The sequence below is a fragment of the Tritonibacter horizontis genome, from assembly GCF_001518015.1.
Lineage (GTDB): Bacteria > Pseudomonadota > Alphaproteobacteria > Rhodobacterales > Rhodobacteraceae > Epibacterium > Epibacterium horizontis.
On record NZ_LPUY01000080.1, the window covers coordinates 12,243 to 30,129 of the forward strand.

At 61.7% G+C, this 17,887-nt stretch carries 13 protein-coding genes; all 13 read left to right on the forward strand.

Annotated features, from left to right (window positions below; genetic code table 11):
- Positions 1-107 precede the first annotated feature (107 nt).
- The 13 genes from TRIHO_RS15735 (at position 108) to TRIHO_RS15795 (ending at position 17,869) form a co-directional block, all read left to right on the forward strand.
- A complete protein-coding gene (locus TRIHO_RS15735; RefSeq protein WP_068245701.1) occupies positions 108-1,355 on the forward strand; it encodes an NAD(P)/FAD-dependent oxidoreductase in 1,248 nt (415 codons plus the stop codon).
- Between the two features lie 31 nt (positions 1,356-1,386).
- Positions 1,387-2,364: a TRAP transporter substrate-binding protein gene (locus TRIHO_RS15740; protein WP_068245703.1), complete on the forward strand. Its 978-nt coding sequence runs from the start codon at positions 1,387-1,389 to the stop codon at positions 2,362-2,364.
- 89 nt (positions 2,365-2,453) lie between these two features.
- A complete protein-coding gene (locus tag TRIHO_RS15745) occupies positions 2,454-3,167 on the forward strand; it encodes a TRAP transporter small permease (RefSeq protein WP_068245706.1) in 714 nt (237 codons plus the stop codon).
- Positions 3,164-4,468 (forward strand): TRAP transporter large permease, encoded by a 1,305-nt coding sequence (locus tag TRIHO_RS15750; protein WP_068245708.1) that lies wholly within the window; start codon positions 3,164-3,166, stop codon positions 4,466-4,468. The genes TRIHO_RS15745 and TRIHO_RS15750 overlap by 4 nt, the downstream gene beginning before the upstream one ends.
- Positions 4,469-5,016: 548 nt before the next feature.
- Positions 5,017-7,716 (forward strand): methyl-accepting chemotaxis protein, encoded by a 2,700-nt coding sequence (locus TRIHO_RS15755; protein WP_232367808.1) that lies wholly within the window; start codon positions 5,017-5,019, stop codon positions 7,714-7,716.
- 214 nt (positions 7,717-7,930) lie between these two features.
- The gene (locus TRIHO_RS15760; protein WP_232367809.1) at positions 7,931-10,021 is read left to right on the forward strand and encodes a 3-hydroxyacyl-CoA dehydrogenase NAD-binding domain-containing protein; all 2,091 of its coding nucleotides are present in this window, start codon (positions 7,931-7,933) and stop codon (positions 10,019-10,021) included.
- A gap of 24 nt (positions 10,022-10,045) precedes the next feature.
- On the forward strand, positions 10,046-11,224 hold the full coding sequence (locus TRIHO_RS15765) for an acetyl-CoA C-acyltransferase (RefSeq protein ID WP_068245717.1): 1,179 nt from the start codon (positions 10,046-10,048) through the stop codon (positions 11,222-11,224).
- 12 nt (positions 11,225-11,236) lie between these two features.
- Entirely contained in the window at positions 11,237-12,433 is a 1,197-nt protein-coding gene (locus tag TRIHO_RS15770) for an acyl-CoA dehydrogenase family protein (protein WP_068245720.1), read from the forward strand.
- 15 nt (positions 12,434-12,448) lie between these two features.
- Positions 12,449-13,585 carry an acyl-CoA dehydrogenase family protein gene (locus tag TRIHO_RS15775; protein ID WP_068245722.1) on the forward strand — a complete coding sequence of 379 codons (1,137 nt, stop codon included), beginning with the start codon at positions 12,449-12,451 and terminating at the stop codon, positions 13,583-13,585.
- 1 nt (position 13,586) lies between these two features.
- On the forward strand, positions 13,587-14,369 hold the full coding sequence (locus TRIHO_RS15780) for an oxepin-CoA hydrolase, alternative type (RefSeq protein ID WP_068245724.1): 783 nt from the start codon (positions 13,587-13,589) through the stop codon (positions 14,367-14,369).
- 54 nt (positions 14,370-14,423) lie between these two features.
- Positions 14,424-15,965: a class I adenylate-forming enzyme family protein gene (locus TRIHO_RS15785; RefSeq protein ID WP_068245726.1), complete on the forward strand. Its 1,542-nt coding sequence runs from the start codon at positions 14,424-14,426 to the stop codon at positions 15,963-15,965.
- Between the two features lie 187 nt (positions 15,966-16,152).
- A complete protein-coding gene (locus TRIHO_RS15790) occupies positions 16,153-17,235 on the forward strand; it encodes a C4-dicarboxylate TRAP transporter substrate-binding protein (protein ID WP_232367810.1) in 1,083 nt (360 codons plus the stop codon).
- A gap of 136 nt (positions 17,236-17,371) precedes the next feature.
- Positions 17,372-17,869 (forward strand): TRAP transporter small permease, encoded by a 498-nt coding sequence (locus tag TRIHO_RS15795; protein ID WP_068245732.1) that lies wholly within the window; start codon positions 17,372-17,374, stop codon positions 17,867-17,869.
- Positions 17,870-17,887 lie beyond the last annotated feature (18 nt).

A 17,887-nucleotide genomic window follows, 5' to 3' on the forward strand; every position in this document is an offset into this window, starting at 1 on the left:
GGCTCTTTTGGCGGGCGTTCCCCCGGATGCGGATGTCACGACGAAGAAATGTAATTGAAATGGCTGTCACATGCCGACAGTCTGCCCCCAGGTAATCGGGGAACAAGATGGCGTCTCAACATATCGTAGTTGTCGGTGCGGGCATCGTCGGTGCGGCCAGTGCAATCTGGCTGCGCCGGGCGGGATTTGATGTAACGCTGGTGGATAAGGGCACGCCGGGCATGGGGGCATCCTACGGCAACGCCTGTCTTCTTGCGCGTTGTGCAATTGTGCCGGTCACGACGCCGGGGCTGATGCTCAAGGGGCCAAAATACCTGCTCGACCCGAATTTCCCCTTGTTCATGCGGTGGTCCTACCTGCCGCGCCTGCTGCCATGGCTGGCGACCTACATGAAACATGCCAATGACGCGGACACCCGGCGCATTGCCAGGGGAATAACGACGATTGTCGGCGACAGTGTTGAGCAGCACAAGGCGCTGACCGATGGCACGCCGACTGCGCGCTGGATCAAGGACAGTGACTACAGCTTTGTGTACCGGGATCGTGCCGCTTTTGAGGCGGATGCCTACACCTGGGAGCTGCGCCGCGAGGCGGGGTTTCTGCCTGAGATCATCGAAGGGGCCGCGGTGCGTGACCGTGAACCGATGCTGTCAAAGGACATGCGGCTTTTGGCGGTGAACAAGGATCACGGCTATATTCTCAACCCCGGCAACTACGTCAAAGATCTGGTGGCACAGCTTCAGGCCATGGGCGGGCGGTTTCTTCAGGCCGACGTGAAGGATTTCGACCTGATGGGCGGGCAGATCACTGCTGTCGACACCGACAAGGGGCGGCTGTCCTGTGACAAGGCGGTGCTGTCCGCCGGGGTCTGGTCGGCTGCGTTGATGGCCAAACTGGGCCTTGAGGTGCCGCTTGAGGCAGAGCGCGGGTATCACATCGTGTTCAAGAACCCGAGCCAGCTACCCAACAACCCGATGATGCTGAGCGAGGGCAAATTCGTGGCGACCCCGATGGATCAGGGGCTGCGCTGCGCCGGGGTTGTGGAGTTTGGCGGCCTCAATCCCGAGAAATCCAAAAAGCCGCTGGACTTTTTGCGGCGGACGGTCGCCCGGACTTTCCCGGATCTGACCTATGAGGCCGAAGAGGAATGGCTGGGGTTCCGTCCCGCCCCAACCGACAGTTTGCCGCTGATCGGTGAAGTGCGCGGCAGCGGCGTCTACACCGCCTTTGGACATCACCACATAGGCTTGACAGGGGGGCCGAAGACAGGCCGACTGGTGGCCGACATGATTGCGGGCAACTGGCCCAACGCGGATACGAGCGCCTTTGATCCGATGCGCTTTGCCAAACGATAAAACCAAAAACAATCAACATGGGAGACTTGAAATGACCAGAATGACATTGAGCACCACGGTTGCAGGCGCGGTTTTTGCTCTGGCCTCGGGGGGCGCACTGGCCGACAGCTGGGACATGCCGATGGCCTATGCGGCCTCTAATTTTCACACCGAGATGGGCGTGGCCTTTGCAGACAAGGTGCGGGACTATACCAAGGGTGAGATCGACATCACCGTTCATCCCGGCGGCTCCCTGTTCAAGGGGGGCGAGATCAAACGCGCCATCCAGACCGGTCAGGCGCCCATTGGCGAACGGTTCATGTCCGCCCATGCCAACGAGCTGCCGCTTCTGGGCTGGGACAACCTGCCATTCCTGGCGACCTCTTATGCGGCCAATGACAAACTCTGGTCCATCGCCAAGGACAAGGTCAACGCGCAGCTGGCCGATCAGAACCTGGTGACGCTTTATACCTGCCCGTGGCCGGGGCAGGGGTTCTATTTCAACAAGGAAGTCTCCTCTTCCGAGGATACCCAAGGGGTGAAGTTCCGCTCCTACAACACCGCGACGGCCACCTTTGCCGAAGAGCTGGGCATGATCCCGGTGCAGGTCGAAGCGGCAGAGCTGAGCCAGGCTCTTGCGACGGGCGTTGCGGAGGCGTTCATTTCTTCCGGCTCCACCGGCTATGATCGCAAGGTCTGGGAACAGCTCAGCCATTACTACAAGGTCAATGCCTGGCTGCCGCGCAACTATGTGATGGTGAACAAACAGATCTGGGACGGGCTGGATGGTGACACCCAGGCCGCAATCCAAACCGCAGCCGATGAAACCGGCGCCGCCTGCGCGGCCAAATCCGAAGAGCTGGCAAACTGGTATTATGAACAACTCGAAGCCAACGGCATGACCGTCGCCGATGCAGGCCTAGAGTTCCTCGCAGAGCTGGAAGCCATCGGTGCCAAGATGACCGAAGACTGGCGCGCCGCGGCCGGCCCCGACGGCGAAGCGATCCTCGACGCCTTCAAGGCTGAATGATGCCTTGACGTCCGTCCCGCAGGGGGAAAGGCCCGGACCGGGCGCGCCTCCCCCTGCGGCCCCTACGAACAAGCTCCAAAGGACAAGATATGCGTGACTGGCAGCCAGTTCTGGGCTTGCCCCTCTGGGTCTGGCTCTTTGTGGCCCCGACGGCCCTGATGGGACTGTGTCTTCTGCGGCCGGACCTGATGCGACGGTGGCTGCCGCCGCTCTGGCGGGTGCTGGATCGGATCTATACCGGGGCGGGGGTGGTCGCCGCCTGCTTCATGGTGTTGATCCTGCTGCTGATCGTCGGGCAGATGGGCGCGCGCTGGGCGTCGCTGACCTTTCCGGGATCGACAGAATATGCCGGTTACGCGATGGCGGCGACGTCCTTTTTCGGGCTGGCCTACACGCTGACCCATGGCGGCCATATCCGGGTGTCGATTTTTCTCAATCTGGGCGGGCGCTATCATTTCTGGCTGGATGCCGCTGCGATGCTGGTGTCGGCCATTACGGCGACCTATTTCGCCCGCTATGCGATCAAGACAAATGTTCTGTCGAAATTGTTGAATGATCGCACGCAGGGGCAGGATTTTGCGCCGGAATGGCTGCTGACCGCTGTGTCGATGTTTGCCACCTGGCCGTGGAACTGGCCGGCACTTTGGGCCGAGAGCGGCAGCGGTTGGGTCTATACCCCGATCTGGCTGCCGCAGGTGCCGATGTCGATTGGAACCGTGCTTCTGGCTGTCGCCCTTTGGGATTATCTCGGCCGCATGCTGGTGACGGGGGCGTCGCAGATCAAAGGGGAGGCGGTCGAATGATCGAGATCTATACCACCTTGATCTTTCTCTTTGTCCTGTTTGCCCTGCTTGGCGGTTCCGTCTGGATCGGTCTGGCGCTGATGGGGGTCGCCTGGGTCGGAATGGAGCTGTTCACGGTGCGCCCGGCGGGGGACGCCATGATCACGACCATCTGGACGGGGGCTTCCAGCTGGACGCTCACCGCTTTGCCGCTTTTTATCTGGATGGGTGAAATCCTCTATCGCACCCGATTATCCGAGGACATGTTTCGCGGTCTTGCCCCCTGGATGCGGTTCCTGCCCGGGGGGCTGCTGCACACCAATATCGCAGGTTGTACGATCTTTGCGGCCGTTTCCGGCTCCTCTGCAGCGACCTTGAATATGGTCGGCAAGATGTCGATCCCGGAGCTGCGCGCCCGTGGCTACCCGGAGTTCATGATTATCGGGACCCTGGCCGGAGCCGCCACCCTCGGGCTGATGATCCCGCCCTCGCTCACGCTGATCGTCTATGGCGTCAGCATCAATGAAAGCATCACCAAGCTGTTCATGGCCGGTGTGTTCCCCGGTCTGGTGCTGGCCGGTTTGTTCATGCTTTATATCATCGCCTGGCATTACCTTGGAAAAGGGCCGCGCCCAACGCCGGAGCCGCATATGTCGCTGCGACAGCGGATCGCGGAGAGCCGCTTTCTGGTGCCGCTCTTCGGCTTGGTCTTTGTGGTGATCGGGTCCATGTACATGGGGTTTGCTACAGCGACCGAGGCGGCAGCGGTGGGGGTCCTTGGCGCGCTGGGCCTGTCGCTGGTGCAGGGAAGCCTGAGTTGGTCCACCTTTGTCGAAAGCCTGCTGGGCGCGACGCGCACCTCTGCGATGATCGCCTTCATCCTCATGGGCGCGGCTTTTCTGTCGCTGTCGATGGGGTTCACCGGCCTGCCACGGGCCTTGGCGGGTTTGATCGACAGTTTCGATCTGTCGCCCATCGCGCTGATCGCAGTGCTGACGGTCTTCTACCTGATCCTTGGCATGTTCATGGATGGCCTGTCCTCCGTCGTGCTGACCATGGCGATTGTCGAGCCGATGATCCGACAGGCCGGGATTGACGTCATCTGGTTCGGTATTTTTCTGGTGGTCGTCATCGAGACAGCCCAGGTCACGCCACCGATCGGTTTCAACCTGTTCGTATTGCAAAGCATGACCCGCCACGAGATCTCCTATATTGCAAAAACTGCAATCCCAATGGTGGGGCTGATGCTGCTGATGGTGGTGATCCTGGTGCTGTGGCCCGAGCTGGCAACCTGGCTGCCGGATAACATCCGACGCCCGTAAACAGCGCCCACCGACCAGTGCGCGCCGGGGATCGCAGGGGGGCGGCCGGCCATCAGGAGCAGGGGGAGTTGACAGGGTGCGCCGCTGAAAGCTCTCTGTTGGCTTTCCGGCATCGGGCAGATTGTCGGGTTTTTAGTAAATTGCCGAAGAAAAACCGGGATTTTCGGGCTCAAACAACGCAAAACCTGCATGTTTCTGCCGCAAAGCTTTCATAAACCGCCTAGAGTTTCATCCAAAATTAAGAGGCGATCACACAAAGTAAGGCTTGTTTGAAACAGGAGCCTTGTTTTGTCTGTCACGTTCAGTCCGGTTTTCAAGTCGCAGATCGAACCCGATTTTCGTCAGGGACGGTCAACATCCGACTCCGTGATAAGGCCGAATATGCGCTCTCGACTTCCTATGTCAAGCCTTCCCGTCACCGGATCCTGTGGTGCGCGCTGCACTCTTTGTGATCTCTCATCTGTTAGGGTGAAATGATGTCCGATACTGCTGCAACCAAAACGTCACGCCCTCGCCGCCGCGGCCTCCTGCGAAGTATTGGGGCCAAAATGGCTCTGATCCTGCTGTTGATGGCGGGATCATTCGGCTTGTTTGGGTTTGTGATGAACAAGGTTCTTGTCGAAATTGAAAACGACATGAGCCTGCTTGCAGGGGAACGGTTGCCGGCCTTGCGGGTTGCCGGGGGGATCTCGGGCACCGCCGGGCACACCAAGGACAACATGATTTCGCTGATGATGGCCAGCGATCTTGCTGCAATCGACGCCGCGCAGGCCAAGGTGACGGAAACAGCCGCCTCCCTGGATGCCCAGATCGCCGATCTGGATACAGAGCTGCAAGCCGACTTCATGGCCAAATCGCAAGCGGCCGCCGCGGCCCTGACAGATCTGGCCTCTGCCCGCCGGACCGTTCTGGAAAGCGATCAACGCATTCAGGAACGGGTGACGGAGCTGAGTGAAATCAGCGGCCAGCTGGGCGTGATCATGACAGAGCTGTCTCAGACCGCATCTGTGGAGCTGAACAAGGGCGCGGTCGCCACCTACAACGCGATTGACTCCTCGTTGAAGAAACTGGTCGAGGTCGACTTTGGCCAGCTGCAACTGCTCTTGGAAGCGCGCGCCGAATTGAACCTTCTGGCCGGGACCGCCATCGCCTTTGGCGGGACCAAGGATCCGGAAACCCTGGCGCGGCTGACCGAACTCTCCGAGAGCTCCGACGCCCGCATCCACGAGATCGCGAATGCGCTCGAAGCGGACGCTCCGGAGTTGATTGATGTCGAAATTTTGCGCCAGGCCTCGTTTGTCTTGCAATCGGTCATTGCGCAGAGCCTCTTTCCCTCTGAAAGCCTGCGCCGCTCTGCGATGACGTCGCGCGAAGAAACCGATGCCGTCCTGGCAGAGGCGGTCGCTGGACGGATCGTGGCACTGGAAGCCGCTGCAGAAAAAGCCAGCAGCGAGAATGGCGAGGCGCTACGCCAACTGATGTCCAATCAGGTCGGCTTTTTGAACAGCCTGATGGAAATCAGCACCTGGGTGAGCAGTTTCCAGGGGGCCGCCCTTGATGTGTTGAGTGCACGAGACGAAGCGGTCGTCAGGACAGCTGCGCTCAGCCTGGAAGATGCCAGCATAAACCTGGCCGCATATGAAGATTTCAAGGATGCGCGCGTTGGTGGGCTGCTCAAGCAACTTGCGTCGCTCACGGATACCGACAATGGCCTTGCAGCGCAGAAGATCAATGCGCTCAATGCACAGGCCGCGGCAAACGAGGCGACCCGCACCACCGAAAGCTCGGTGCAGCAGATCACCAATCAGACCGACGAACTCGCCTTTAGCACCCTGGCGGCGATTGGAACCATGGCCACCAGCATCACCGATGTTGTCGCCGAGGCGGAGCGCAATATGATGGCGACCCTTGCCCTCTCTGCGTCGGTCTTTGTGCTTGCCCTGTTCCTGATCCACTTGTTGGTCTTGCGTCCGCTCAACCGCATCAGCGCCACGACAGAGCGTCTTGCCGATGGCGACCGAAGCCCGATTACCGGCTTTGATCGGGCCAGTACCGAAATCTTCCGGATCGCCCGTTCTCTTTCGATCTTCCGTGACGGCATTGTCGAGAAGGAAGAGATGGAGAGGTTGGCAGAAGAAGAACGCAGCCAGCGGGTCATGGCCCAGGAACATGCGGTCTCTGCCCTTGGTGCCGGCATGTCGCGCCTGTCCGAAGGCGACCTTACCGCCCGCATCGAAGATGAACTTGCGGAAGGATACGAGCAGCTTCGCGCTGATTTCAACCGCACCTTGGACACTTTGAACGAAACCGTGAGCCAGGTGGTCGATTCCTCCAGTTCGATCAGCAACGGGGCGTCCGAAATCAGCCAGGCCTCGCTGGATCTGTCGCATCGTACCGAAAGCCAGGCCGCGACCCTGGAACAAACCGCGGCGGCGCTGGACCAGATGACCGCCAGTGTGAAATCTGCAGCCGAAGGCGCCCGGAACGTGGAACGCACCACCAACGAGGCCCGCAGCGAAGCGGAAACCAGCGGCGAGATCGTGCGCAATGCGGTCTCCGCGATGACTGAAATCGAGCAAAGCTCCAGCAAGATTTCCCAGATCATCAGCGTCATTGATGACATCGCGTTTCAGACCAACCTGCTGGCGCTGAACGCCGGGGTCGAGGCGGCGCGCGCAGGCGAAGCCGGGCGCGGGTTCGCCGTGGTTGCCAGCGAAGTGCGCGGCCTTGCGCAACGCTCCTCGGATGCCGCTCATGAGATCAAGACCCTCATCAGCGACAGTTCGAAACAGGTCGAGCGTGGCGTCGATCTGGTGGGCAAGGCTGGTGATGCGTTGGAATCCATTCTGAAACGGGTCGGCGATATTTCCGAGCTGATCTCCAATATCGCGACGGGTGCACAGGAACAGTCGACGGGTCTCTACGAGATCAACACCGGCATGAGCCAGCTGGATCAGGTGACCCAGCAGAATGCGGCCATGGTTGAAGAGGCGACGGCCGCCGGGCAATTGCTGAACTCGGATGCTCAGAAACTGGGTGAACTGGTTGCGCGTTTTCAGACCGCCAAAGCGGCGGCAGGCCGGGAGGCGCCTCCCGCGACGGCGGAACCGGTCGCGCCGGCCCCGACAAGCTGGGGCGATGAAGACAACAGCGACTGGGATGTCGAAGCCTCCGCAGCTCCGGTTGCCGAGACCGATTGGTCCGACTTCAATTGGGATGACGACGCGCCGGCCACCGGTACGTCCTGACCCGACGCAAACAGTCCAAACATAGGGCCAGAGATACGGCCCGTCAGCCCCAACCGGACTCCTGTTCCGGTTGGGTTTTTTGTATGTGCGGGCAGGTGTTCGCGACGCAAGCAATTCCGCAATGAAAGACTAAATTCCGCATATTGAAATTTTTGGTGGTATCTTTAAGGTCATGGGGGAATCGTATCCATGTCGTGGAAGGAGGAGCCGCCCCGTGCCAGATCCCGTTTCCCTAGAGGTCGTTGATGGTATCGCCATCGTCGCAATTGCCAACCCGCCCGTCAACGCGCTGAGCCAGGCCGTTCGGGCCGGACTCGCCGGGGTCTTTGCCGCGATCGAGGCGCGGGACGACGTCCGGGCCGTTGTCATTTACGGTTCGGACCGGACCTTCATCGCAGGGGCTGACATCCGTGAATTCGGCAAGCCGCCCCTGGAGCCGTTCCTGCCTGATGTCATCAACCAGATCGAAGCCTGTCGTTTGCCTGTCATCGCGTCGTTGCATGGCACTGCGCTGGGCGGCGGGCTTGAGGTGGCCATGGGGGCGCATTTCCGCGTTGCAGACCCGGCGGCCCGGTTTGGCCTGCCGGAGGTCACTTTGGGCATATTGCCTGGGGCAGGTGGGACGCAGCGCCTGCCACGGCTGGCGGGGGCTGAGGTGGCGCTTGACCTGATCACCACCGGGCGGCAGATCGGCGCGGAGGAAGCGCTCGCCATTGGTCTGATCGACAAGATTGCCGCCGCTGGCGATCCCCGCACCGTGGGCGTTGCCTATGCGCAGGACCTGGTCCGCCAGGGGGCGGCGCCGCGCCGGTCCAGTGCGCTGCCGGTTCAGGCGGTCGCGCCGGACGTCTTTGAACAGGCCCGCACCAGGGTGGCGCAAAAATCGCGCGGACAGTTGGCCCCCTTGAATTGCATCAAGGCGGTCGAAGGTGCCATGCGCTTGCCATTCCTGGAGGGGCTCGCCAATGAGCGGGCCTTGTTTACAGAGCTGATGGGCAGTGACCAGAGGTCAGCCCTGATCCACGCATTCTTTGCCGAACGTCAGGTTGCGAAGGTTCCGGATATCAAAGGTGTCACCGCTCGGCCCATTGAAAAAATCGGTGTGATCGGCGGAGGCACGATGGGCGCGGGGATCGCGGTGGCGGCGCTGCTGTCTGGCCTGAAGGTGACATTGATCGAGCGCGAACCAGAAGCGGTGGCACGGGCAAAGGCCAATGTGACAAAGACGCTTGAGGGATCCGTCAAACGCGGCAAACTCGCGCAGACGAAATTCGATGACATCATGGCCACGACCTTTTCCGCCAGCGATGACTACAGCCAGCTCGTTGATGCGGATCTGGTGATCGAAGCGGTTTTTGAGAGCATGGAGGTGAAAAAGGACGTCTTTACCCGGCTTGATGCGATCTGCAAACCCGGCGCGGTTCTGGCCACAAACACCTCCTATCTCGATATCAACGAAATCGCGGCAATGACCTCGCGCCCGCAGGATGTGATCGGCCTGCATTTCTTCTCTCCGGCCCATGTGATGCGCCTGCTGGAGATCGTCGTGGCCGACAAGACAGCGCCTGAGGTCACCGCGACCGGTTTCGAGCTGGCCAAACGGCTGAAAAAAGTTGCGGTGCGGGCGGGCGTTTGCGACGGGTTCATCGGCAATCGCATCCTCAGTCACTACCGCAAGGCCGTGGATGGCGCGGTTTTGGCCGGGGCAAGCCCGTTCGACGTTGATCGCGCCCTGGTGGACTTTGGCCTTGCCATGGGGCCCTTTGCGGTCAGCGATCTGGCGGGGCTGGATATCGGTTGGGCGACGCGCAAACGCCTCGCCCCGACCCGCGACCCGCGCGAGGTCTATGCCGCATTCTCCGACCGTTTGTGCGAGGCGGGCCATTTCGGTCGCAAAACCGGCAAGGGCTACTATGTCTACAAAGAGGACGGCCCGTGCCCGAATGAAGACGTCCTGACCCATGTTGCTGATGATCGCGCGGCAAAGGGGATCACCCCGCGCGCGATGTCCGATGACGAGATCGTCGACCGCTACATGGCGGCCATGGTCAATGAGGCGGCGCGCGTCGTCGAGGAAGGCATCGCATTGCGGCCGCTCGACGTCGATGTGACCCTGTTGAATGGCTACGGCTTTCCACGCTGGCGGGGCGGGCCGATGCAATACGCCGACACCGTCGGGCTTGAAAAAATACTTGCGGATGTGGCGCGTTTCGCGCGCGAGGATGATTTTCTCTGGCAGCCCGCGCCGCTTTTGCAACGCCTGGTCGCGGAGGGGAAGACCTTTGGAGACCTCAACGATGCCTGATCGCTCCCGAGAGGTTTTCTGACCATGAAACAAGCTGTTATCGTCTCTACCGCGCGCACGGGACTGGCAAAATCCTATCGCGGCGCCTTCAACGACACCCATGGTGCGCGCATGGCCGGGCATGCGATTGAACATGCGGTTGCGCGCGCCGGTGTCGATCCGGCGCTGATCGAGGATGCCTTTGTCGGTTGTGGCTATCCCGAGGGGTGGACCGGCGGCAATATTGCGCGTCAGGCGGTTCTGCGGGCCGGGTTGCCGGTTTCGGTTGCGGCGGCGACCGTCAACCGGTTTTGCGCCTCCGGCCTGCAGGCGGTCGCGATGGCCGCCCATGCGGTGTCAGTCGAGGGCGCGCCGGCCGCCATTGCGGCCGGGGTCGAAAGCATCAGCCAGATGCCCCCGACCCGGGCGCCCCAGCGTCGCGATGACTGGTTGGAAGCGCATATTCCCTCGGTTTACATGACCATGATCGAAACGGCCGACATCGTGGCGGACCGGTATGGCATCAGCCGCGATGCGCAGGATGCCCTGGCGCTGGAAAGCCAAAAGCGCACGGCAGCGGCCCAGGCCGCAGGCCTGATGCAGGACGAGATCGTGCCGATCACGGTCACTCAAAAGATCACCGACCGGGAAACCAAGGAGGTCTCGTTCAAGGAGGTCACCTTTGCGATGGACGATTGCAACCGCCCCAATACCACCCGCGACGGTCTGGCCGGGCTGACCCCGGTGCGCGGTGAGGGCAATTTTGTCACCGCGGGCAATGCGTCGCAGCTGTCGGACGGGGCGGCGGCTCTGGTGGTGATGGAGGCGGATTTGGCCGCGCAGCAGGGGTTGACCCCGCTTGGCGCGTTCAAGGGGTTCGCAACTGCGGGCTGCGCGCCGGATGAAATGGGGATCGGACCGGTCTACGCGGTGCCTCGTTTGCTGGAACGACACGGGCTGAAAACCTCTGACATTGATCTTTGGGAGCTGAACGAAGCCTTTGCATCGCAGGCGATCTATTGCTGCAATCAGCTGGAGATCGACCCGGCGATTTGCAACGTCAACGGCGGTGCCATTTCCATCGGCCATCCCTTTGGCATGACCGGGGCGCGCATGTCGGGCCACCTGCTGCGAGAGGGCAAGCGGCGCGGGGCGAAACTGGGGGTTGTCACCATGTGCATTGGTGGCGGTCAGGGCGCCGCCGCCTTGTTTGAAATTTTCTGATCGGAGCGCAGCATGGATCTGAGCTACACCGCTGAACAACAGGCCTTTCGTGCCGAAGTCCGCGCCTTTCTCGCCGAGGCGCTGCCGAAGCGCCTGAGCGAGAAGGTTCGACTGGGCAAGCGTCTCAACAAGGCAGAGATCGAGGAATGGCACGCGATCCTCAACGCACGGGGCTGGCTGGCGCCGAACTGGCCTGCGGAATTCGGCGGTGCGGAGTGGGATGCGGTCGAGCGCCAGATTTTTGAGGAAGAGGCCTGTCTGGCCCATGCGCCGCGTGTCGTGCCGTTTGGCCTCATGATGCTGGCGCCGGTGCTTTTGGCCTTCGGCAGTGAGGCGCAGAAACGTCATTATCTGCCACGGATTCTGAGCGGCGAGGACTGGTGGTGCCAGGGGTATTCAGAGCCCGGCGCGGGATCCGATCTGGCCAGCGTCAAGACCCGTGCCGTGCGTGATGGCGATGAATACGTCGTCAACGGGCAGAAAACCTGGACCACGCTGGGGCAATATGCCAATTGGATTTTCTGCCTCGTGCGCACCGATACGGACTGCAAGCCGCAGCAGGGTATTTCCTTTCTGTTGATCGATATGACCAGTCCCGGCGTCACCGTACGGCCGATTACGCTGATCGACGGCGAGGCAGAGGTGAACGAGGTCTTCTTTGACAACGTCCGGGTGCCGACCGAAAATCTGGTCGGCACGGAAAACCAGGGCTGGACCTACGCCAAATACCTGCTGACCCACGAACGGACCAATATCGCTGGCGTGGGGTTTTCCAACGCCGCGCTTGCGACGTTGAAACAGGTTGCCGCCAATACCCTGTCCGGTGGGCGGCCGCTGGCGCAGAACCCCCACTTTGCGGCGCGAATGGCGCAGGTGGAAATCGACCTGATGGCGATGCGCACCACAAACCTGCGGGTGGTCTCGGCAGCGGCAAAAGGCCAGGCGCCCGGTGCCGAAAGCTCGATGTTGAAAATCAAGGGCACCCAGATCCGCCAGGAACTGACATCGCTGTTGCGCCGGGCGACCGGACCAGACGCGATGCCCTTCCTGCCCGATTACCTTGAGGGTGGCGACAACCAGATGTCCGGTTTGCCGGATCATGCGCCGACCGCCGCACCGAGCTATTTCAATATGCGCAAGCTTTCGATCTTTGGCGGGTCGAACGAAATCCAGCGCGGCATTATCAGCAAGGCCATTCTGGAACTCTAAGGGGAAACCGACGCGATGGATTTCACACTCACCGAAGACCGCGCAATGTTGCAGGATATGTTGCGTCGCTTTTTTGCCGACACCTACGGCCATGAGAAACGCCGCGCTGTATTGGCAGAGGGCAGGCCCTTTGACAGCGCGGTCTGGGCGCAACTGGCAGAGCTGGGCATTCTTGGGGCGCTGTTTTCAGAGGCCCAGGGCGGCTTTGCCGGGGCGGGGTTTGATATTGCGCTGGTGTTCGAGGAACTCGGCCGTGCCGGCGCGATAGAGCCCTTGTTGTCATCGGCCATTCTTGGCGGTGGCCTGGTTGCGGCGCTGGGCACTGCCGATCAGCAGGCGCTGCTCGCGCAGGTGATCAGTGGTGAGACCCGACTGGCCTTTGCCCATTCGGAACCCGGCAGCCGCTATGACCTTGAGAACGTGTCGCTGAACGCGGTAGGCGGCGACCAGATAACCCTGACCGGAACCAAGACGCATGTGCTGGGCGGGGCCGAGGCTGAGACCGTGATCCTGTCCGCCCGTGAGGCAGGCCTGCCCGGAGACAAGGCAGGGATTTCACTGTTTCTGGTCCCAAGACAGGCTGCGGGGCTGCGCGTAGAACAGCATGTCACCGTCGATGGGTTTTCTGCGGCAACCCTGACGCTGGACGGTGTCACGGTGCCTGCCTCGGCGCGTTTGGGCGCGGCAGGCGCAGCCTTCGACGCGATTGAGGACATCACCGCCCGCGCCACCCTGGCCGTTTGCGCCGAAGCTCTCGGCGCGATGGAAAGCGCCAAGGCGATGACCATCACCTATCTCAAGGAACGCCAGCAATTTGGCCGCCCCATCGGAAAGTTTCAGGCCCTGCAGCACCGGATGGCCGATCTTTTGATGGAGGTCGAACAAGCGCGGTCTGCTGTCGTCAACCTGGCCGGTCATCTGGATGCCCCGCGCGCGGTGCGCGAACGCCATGTCAGCGCAACCAAGAACCTGATTGGCCGGGTGGGCGCCATGGTGGCCGAGGAAACGGTGCAGCTGCACGGCGGGATCGGCATGACGGATGAATATGCGCTGTCGCATTTCACCCGGCGCATCGTGATGATTGACCACCTCTTTGGCGATGTGGATCATCATCTGGAGCGGTTTATACAACTTGGTCTGGAGGCCGACTGAAGTGGCGTCGCTTTTTCGCAGCACATCGGGGGACGGCTATGTGGTTCTGTGGAACTGCAATGGCGCCCGCCGCAACGCACTTAGCCCGGAGTATTACGCGGGCCTCATTTCCGGATTGGAGGCCGCCTCTGCCGATCAGAGCTGTGCCGCCGTTGTGCTGGCCGGCGAGGGCAATTTCTTTTGCGCGGGGGGGGATTTGACTCAGCTCAAGGCGCGCCGCGTCATGTCGGAACCGGAGCGGCGCGCCAACATCGAAAAACTGCACGATGTGATCCGCGCCATTCGCGGGTGTCGCAAACCGGTGATCGCAGCGGTGGAGGGCGGTGCCGCCGGGGCGGGCGTGTCCCTTGCGATGGCCTGCGACATGATCGTCGCCGGGGTCGGCGCGCGGTTCACGCTGGCCTATGTCAAGGCAGGGCTGGTGCCGGATGGCGGCGCGACCTGGTCCCTGTCGCGTGTCTTGCCCCGCGCGACGCTGGCGCAGATGGCGATGCTGGGGCGACCGCTCAGCAGCGAACGTCTGCACGCGCTGGGGGTCGTCAGTGATCTGGTCCCCGACGGGCAGGTGCTGGAAACCGCTAACGGTCTGGCCACCGAAATCGCGCGCGGACCAGAGCGCGCCATCGCCGACATCAAACAGCTGCTGAACGACGCCGAACAATCCGCATCGTTGGAAGATCAACTGACCCGCGAACGGGACGCGATGGCACAGGCTCTGGGGGGCGAGGAGGCCCGCACCGGAATCTCGGCCTTTTTGAACAAGGAACAACCCGTCTTTCGCTAAGCGCGGATGGCGTCGTGCCGGATGACATCACACAGGCACCAGGGGAGAGGAGCCATGACCGACGAGATCGTCGCCAACAGAGTGCACGACTTGCTGGATCGCGCGGCGCGCGACCGGGGGGATGCGGTCGCAGTGATCGATTCCTGCGACAGGCAAATGAGCTGGGCGCAGATCGCAGCTGCCAGTCACGAGGCTGCCGACATCCTGACCGAGGCCGGGGTGCGCCCCGGTGATCGTGTCATTCTTGTGTTTGAGAACTGCGCTTCGGTGCCTGTTTTCTTTTTTGCCTGCAGTCGGCTTGATGCTTCTGCGGTGGTGGTGAACGCCCGCCTGTCAGAGGCGGAGCTGACACGGATCACGGCCCACAGTGACCCATCCGCCTTGGTTTTTGCAACCGATGCTTCCGAGCCGGCCCGCACGCAGGCAGAGCGTCTGGGCGCCCGGACCGCAACAGGGATGTTCGGCACGGTTGCGGTTGTGTCCCGGACGGGCGCGGCACCAGAAGCGGTTTTTGACGCCGCAGAAGAACAGGTTGCCGTGATGCTTTATACCTCCGGCACCACCGGCACGCCCAAGGCGGCAATGCTCACCCATCGCAATTTGATCGCGGCCTCCCAGGCGACCGCAGAGGTGCGCGGTATTGCGGCAGAGGATGTGTGTTTCCTGGCGCTGCCGCTGTCGCATATCTTTGGGCTGGTCACCCTGATGGCCGTCACCCGAACCCAGGGGCGGATGCGATTGGAGGCCCGGTTCCAGGTGGACCGGCTCTACCAGGCCCTGCAGGAGGATGTGACCTTTCTCCCGGCGGTGCCGCAGATGCATGCCCATTTGTTCCATTACGCCCGCGCCAATGGCAAGCCGCGCTATACCCGGGGGCTGTTGCGGTTTGTCTCCTCGGGCGGCGCGCCGCTCGATCCCGCCTGGAAGCGCGAGGCGGAGGCCTTTTACGGGGTTGCGCTGCAGAATGGCTATGGGCTGACCGAGGCCGCGGCCGGGGTCTGCGCCACCCGCAACAGCTTTGGCGACCCGGATATTTCGGTCGGCAATCCGATGGGGGTCTGTACCTTCCGGCTCGATATGGAGGCAAAAGGCGCCAACCCCGCCGAGGGCATCGGCGAGATCCTGGTTGGCGGCCCTCAAGTCATGAAGGGCTATTTCCGCGACCCTGAGCAGACCGCGCAGGCCTTTACCCAGGACGGGTATTTCCGGACCGGCGACCTTGGGCGCTATGACGCGGCCGGCAAGATGCATATCGTGGGCCGGTCCAAGGAGCTGATTATCCGTTCAGGTTTCAATGTCTACCCGGTGGAGGTGGAGGCAACGCTGACGGACCATCCGGCGGTGATTGTCGCAGGCGTCGTCGGCCGTGCGGTTGCGGGCAATGAAGAGGTTCTGGCCTTTGTCAAAGTGGGGGCGGAAACCGAGGTATCAGAAGCTGAATTGAAGGCTTTCGCCGCCGAACGGCTGTCGCCCTACAAACGGCCCTCGCGAATCATTATTGCCCGCGATCTGCCGGCCGCCCCGACCGGCAAGATCCTGAAGGCAAAGCTGATCGAAACCTTCGCCGCGCAGTTGGAGGGACCGGAGCTGGTATGACTGGCCAGGGCAATGACGGTGCAAGCTGCGAATAAATAACAGTTAAATACGTCCGGTCTCGCACGGCGCACGGATCGGGACAGGCCAGACGCAGGGGAGAGGAGTGAGGAGAGGAGTGGCAGACGGCGGCAGGTGAAATTTTTATTGCGGAATTTTATTCCGCATATTGGAATGAAGGGAGATCCCAATGACTGGAGGAGGCATTCGGATGAACATGCTCAAGACACTATTGGCCACAGCGGCCCTGACCCTTGGCACTGGCGCGATGGCGCTGGCCGAGACAACGATTTTTTATGGCCACGCAGGCCCGCCACGCGGCACGGTGCCGGCGGCGCTGAACTGGGTCAACGACCGGTTGGCAGAGCTCACCGACGGCGAGGTCAAAATGGACATCCAATGGGGCGGCGCCTTGTTCAAGGCCCCGTCGGCGGTGCAGTCCATCGGCGATGGCGTGGCCGATGCGGGCTCGATCATCTCGGCCTATTTCCCCAAGGAGATGGCAGGCTATGCGCTCGCCGATCTGCCCCTGGGCGGTCCCGACCCCTGGGTCGGCATGCGCGCCACCGACCGGATGATGCGGCTGCCTGAGATGACAGAACATCTGGCGGCCCAGAACCTTGTCTACGTCGGCACCTTTACCGCATCGGATGTGAACGTGGCCTGCAAGGGCGGCGAGATTAACTCCATCGCCGATATCGCGGGCAAGAAAGTGCGCGGCGCCGGGGTCTATGGCAAGGTCTTTGGCGAACTGGGCGCGACCATGGTGAACCTTTCGGTCTACGAGGCCTATCAGGGGCTCGACACCGGGTTGATCGACTGCACGCAGGGCTATTCCTACATCATTCCGGCGCTGAAATGGCACGAACAGATCGACAGCTATACCGTGCTGAACTGGGGCCAGATCGGCGGCTACGGAATGTTTTTCAACAAGCAGATCTTTGACAGCTATCCCGATGAGGTCAAAGCCGCCCTGGTGCAGGTGGGCGAAGAGCTGCCCGACAAATTCGCGCAGATCGTGATCGGGGCCAATGAGAAGGCCATCACCACCCTGCGGGAAGGTGGCTATGACCGTCCAATCAAGCTGATCGAGGCCGGTGGCGCCGAGGCCGAGGCGCTGAATGCCGCAGCGCAGCCCTTTATTGCCGAGTGGAAAGAGACCGCCCAGTCGGTTGGGCTCGACCCCGAAGCCCTGATGAAGGTCTACGGCGATGCGGTGGTGGAATACACCGCAGATCTTGAGGCCAATGGCTATCCCTGGTTGCGGAACTAAGCGGCCTGGGCGGCCGGAGCCCCGGCCGCCCTTCAGGACAGAACCAGCCACATAACGCGAATGCAGGCCCGATCCGTCCCGGATGGGGCAGGGGCCTGCAGGTCACACCATCGCCATCAGGGCAGGGAGGGCGCTCATGCTGAACCGGATCGAACGGATTTTTGTGGATGTGGCTGCGATGGCCATCATCCTTCTCGGGCTGCTGATCTTTGTTGATGTCGTGGCGCTCAATGTCTTTGCCGCGCCGGTGCCCGATACGATCATCATCGTGCGCGAACTGATGGTGATCGCCATCGTGTTGCCACTGGCCGCCGCGACCCTGAAACGGGCGCATATTGCGGTGGAATTCGTGACCAACTTTTTGCCGGCGCGGGTGGTCAACTGGTTCGTGGTCTTTGGCAGTCTGTTTGCCCTGCTGGCGCTTAGCCCGCTGGTTTATGCAGGGACCAAGGATCTGATCCATCAATGGACCACCGGCAGCGTCTTTTATGGTGACCTCGGGCTGCCTCAATGGCCGGGGCGACTGGCCTTTGTCATGGGGGTCGGGCTGACCTGGCTGCGCCTTCTGGTGATGCTGTTTCAGGACAGCCTGACGGCCCTCAGAGGCGGAGAAATTGAATTCGGCGGTCACTAGGATCGCGCGATCCGGGGC

What these genes read in the sequence shown, in the direction of transcription:
- TRIHO_RS15735 (WP_068245701.1), top strand. Translation starts at nt 108, where the DNA reads ATGGCGTCTCAACATATCGTAGTTGTCGGTGCGGGCATCGTCGGTGCG.
- TRIHO_RS15740 (WP_068245703.1), top strand. Translation starts at nt 1,387, where the DNA reads ATGACCAGAATGACATTGAGCACCACGGTTGCAGGCGCGGTTTTTGCT.
- TRIHO_RS15745 (WP_068245706.1), top strand. Translation starts at nt 2,454, where the DNA reads ATGCGTGACTGGCAGCCAGTTCTGGGCTTGCCCCTCTGGGTCTGGCTC.
- TRIHO_RS15750 (WP_068245708.1), top strand. Translation starts at nt 3,164, where the DNA reads ATGATCGAGATCTATACCACCTTGATCTTTCTCTTTGTCCTGTTTGCC.
- TRIHO_RS15755 (WP_232367808.1), top strand. Translation starts at nt 5,017, where the DNA reads ATGGCTCTGATCCTGCTGTTGATGGCGGGATCATTCGGCTTGTTTGGG.
- TRIHO_RS15765 (WP_068245717.1), top strand. Translation starts at nt 10,046, where the DNA reads ATGAAACAAGCTGTTATCGTCTCTACCGCGCGCACGGGACTGGCAAAA.
- TRIHO_RS15770 (WP_068245720.1), top strand. Translation starts at nt 11,237, where the DNA reads ATGGATCTGAGCTACACCGCTGAACAACAGGCCTTTCGTGCCGAAGTC.
- TRIHO_RS15775 (WP_068245722.1), top strand. Translation starts at nt 12,449, where the DNA reads ATGGATTTCACACTCACCGAAGACCGCGCAATGTTGCAGGATATGTTG.
- TRIHO_RS15785 (WP_068245726.1), top strand. Translation starts at nt 14,424, where the DNA reads ATGACCGACGAGATCGTCGCCAACAGAGTGCACGACTTGCTGGATCGC.
- TRIHO_RS15790 (WP_232367810.1), top strand. Translation starts at nt 16,153, where the DNA reads ATGACTGGAGGAGGCATTCGGATGAACATGCTCAAGACACTATTGGCC.
- TRIHO_RS15795 (WP_068245732.1), top strand. Translation starts at nt 17,372, where the DNA reads ATGCTGAACCGGATCGAACGGATTTTTGTGGATGTGGCTGCGATGGCC.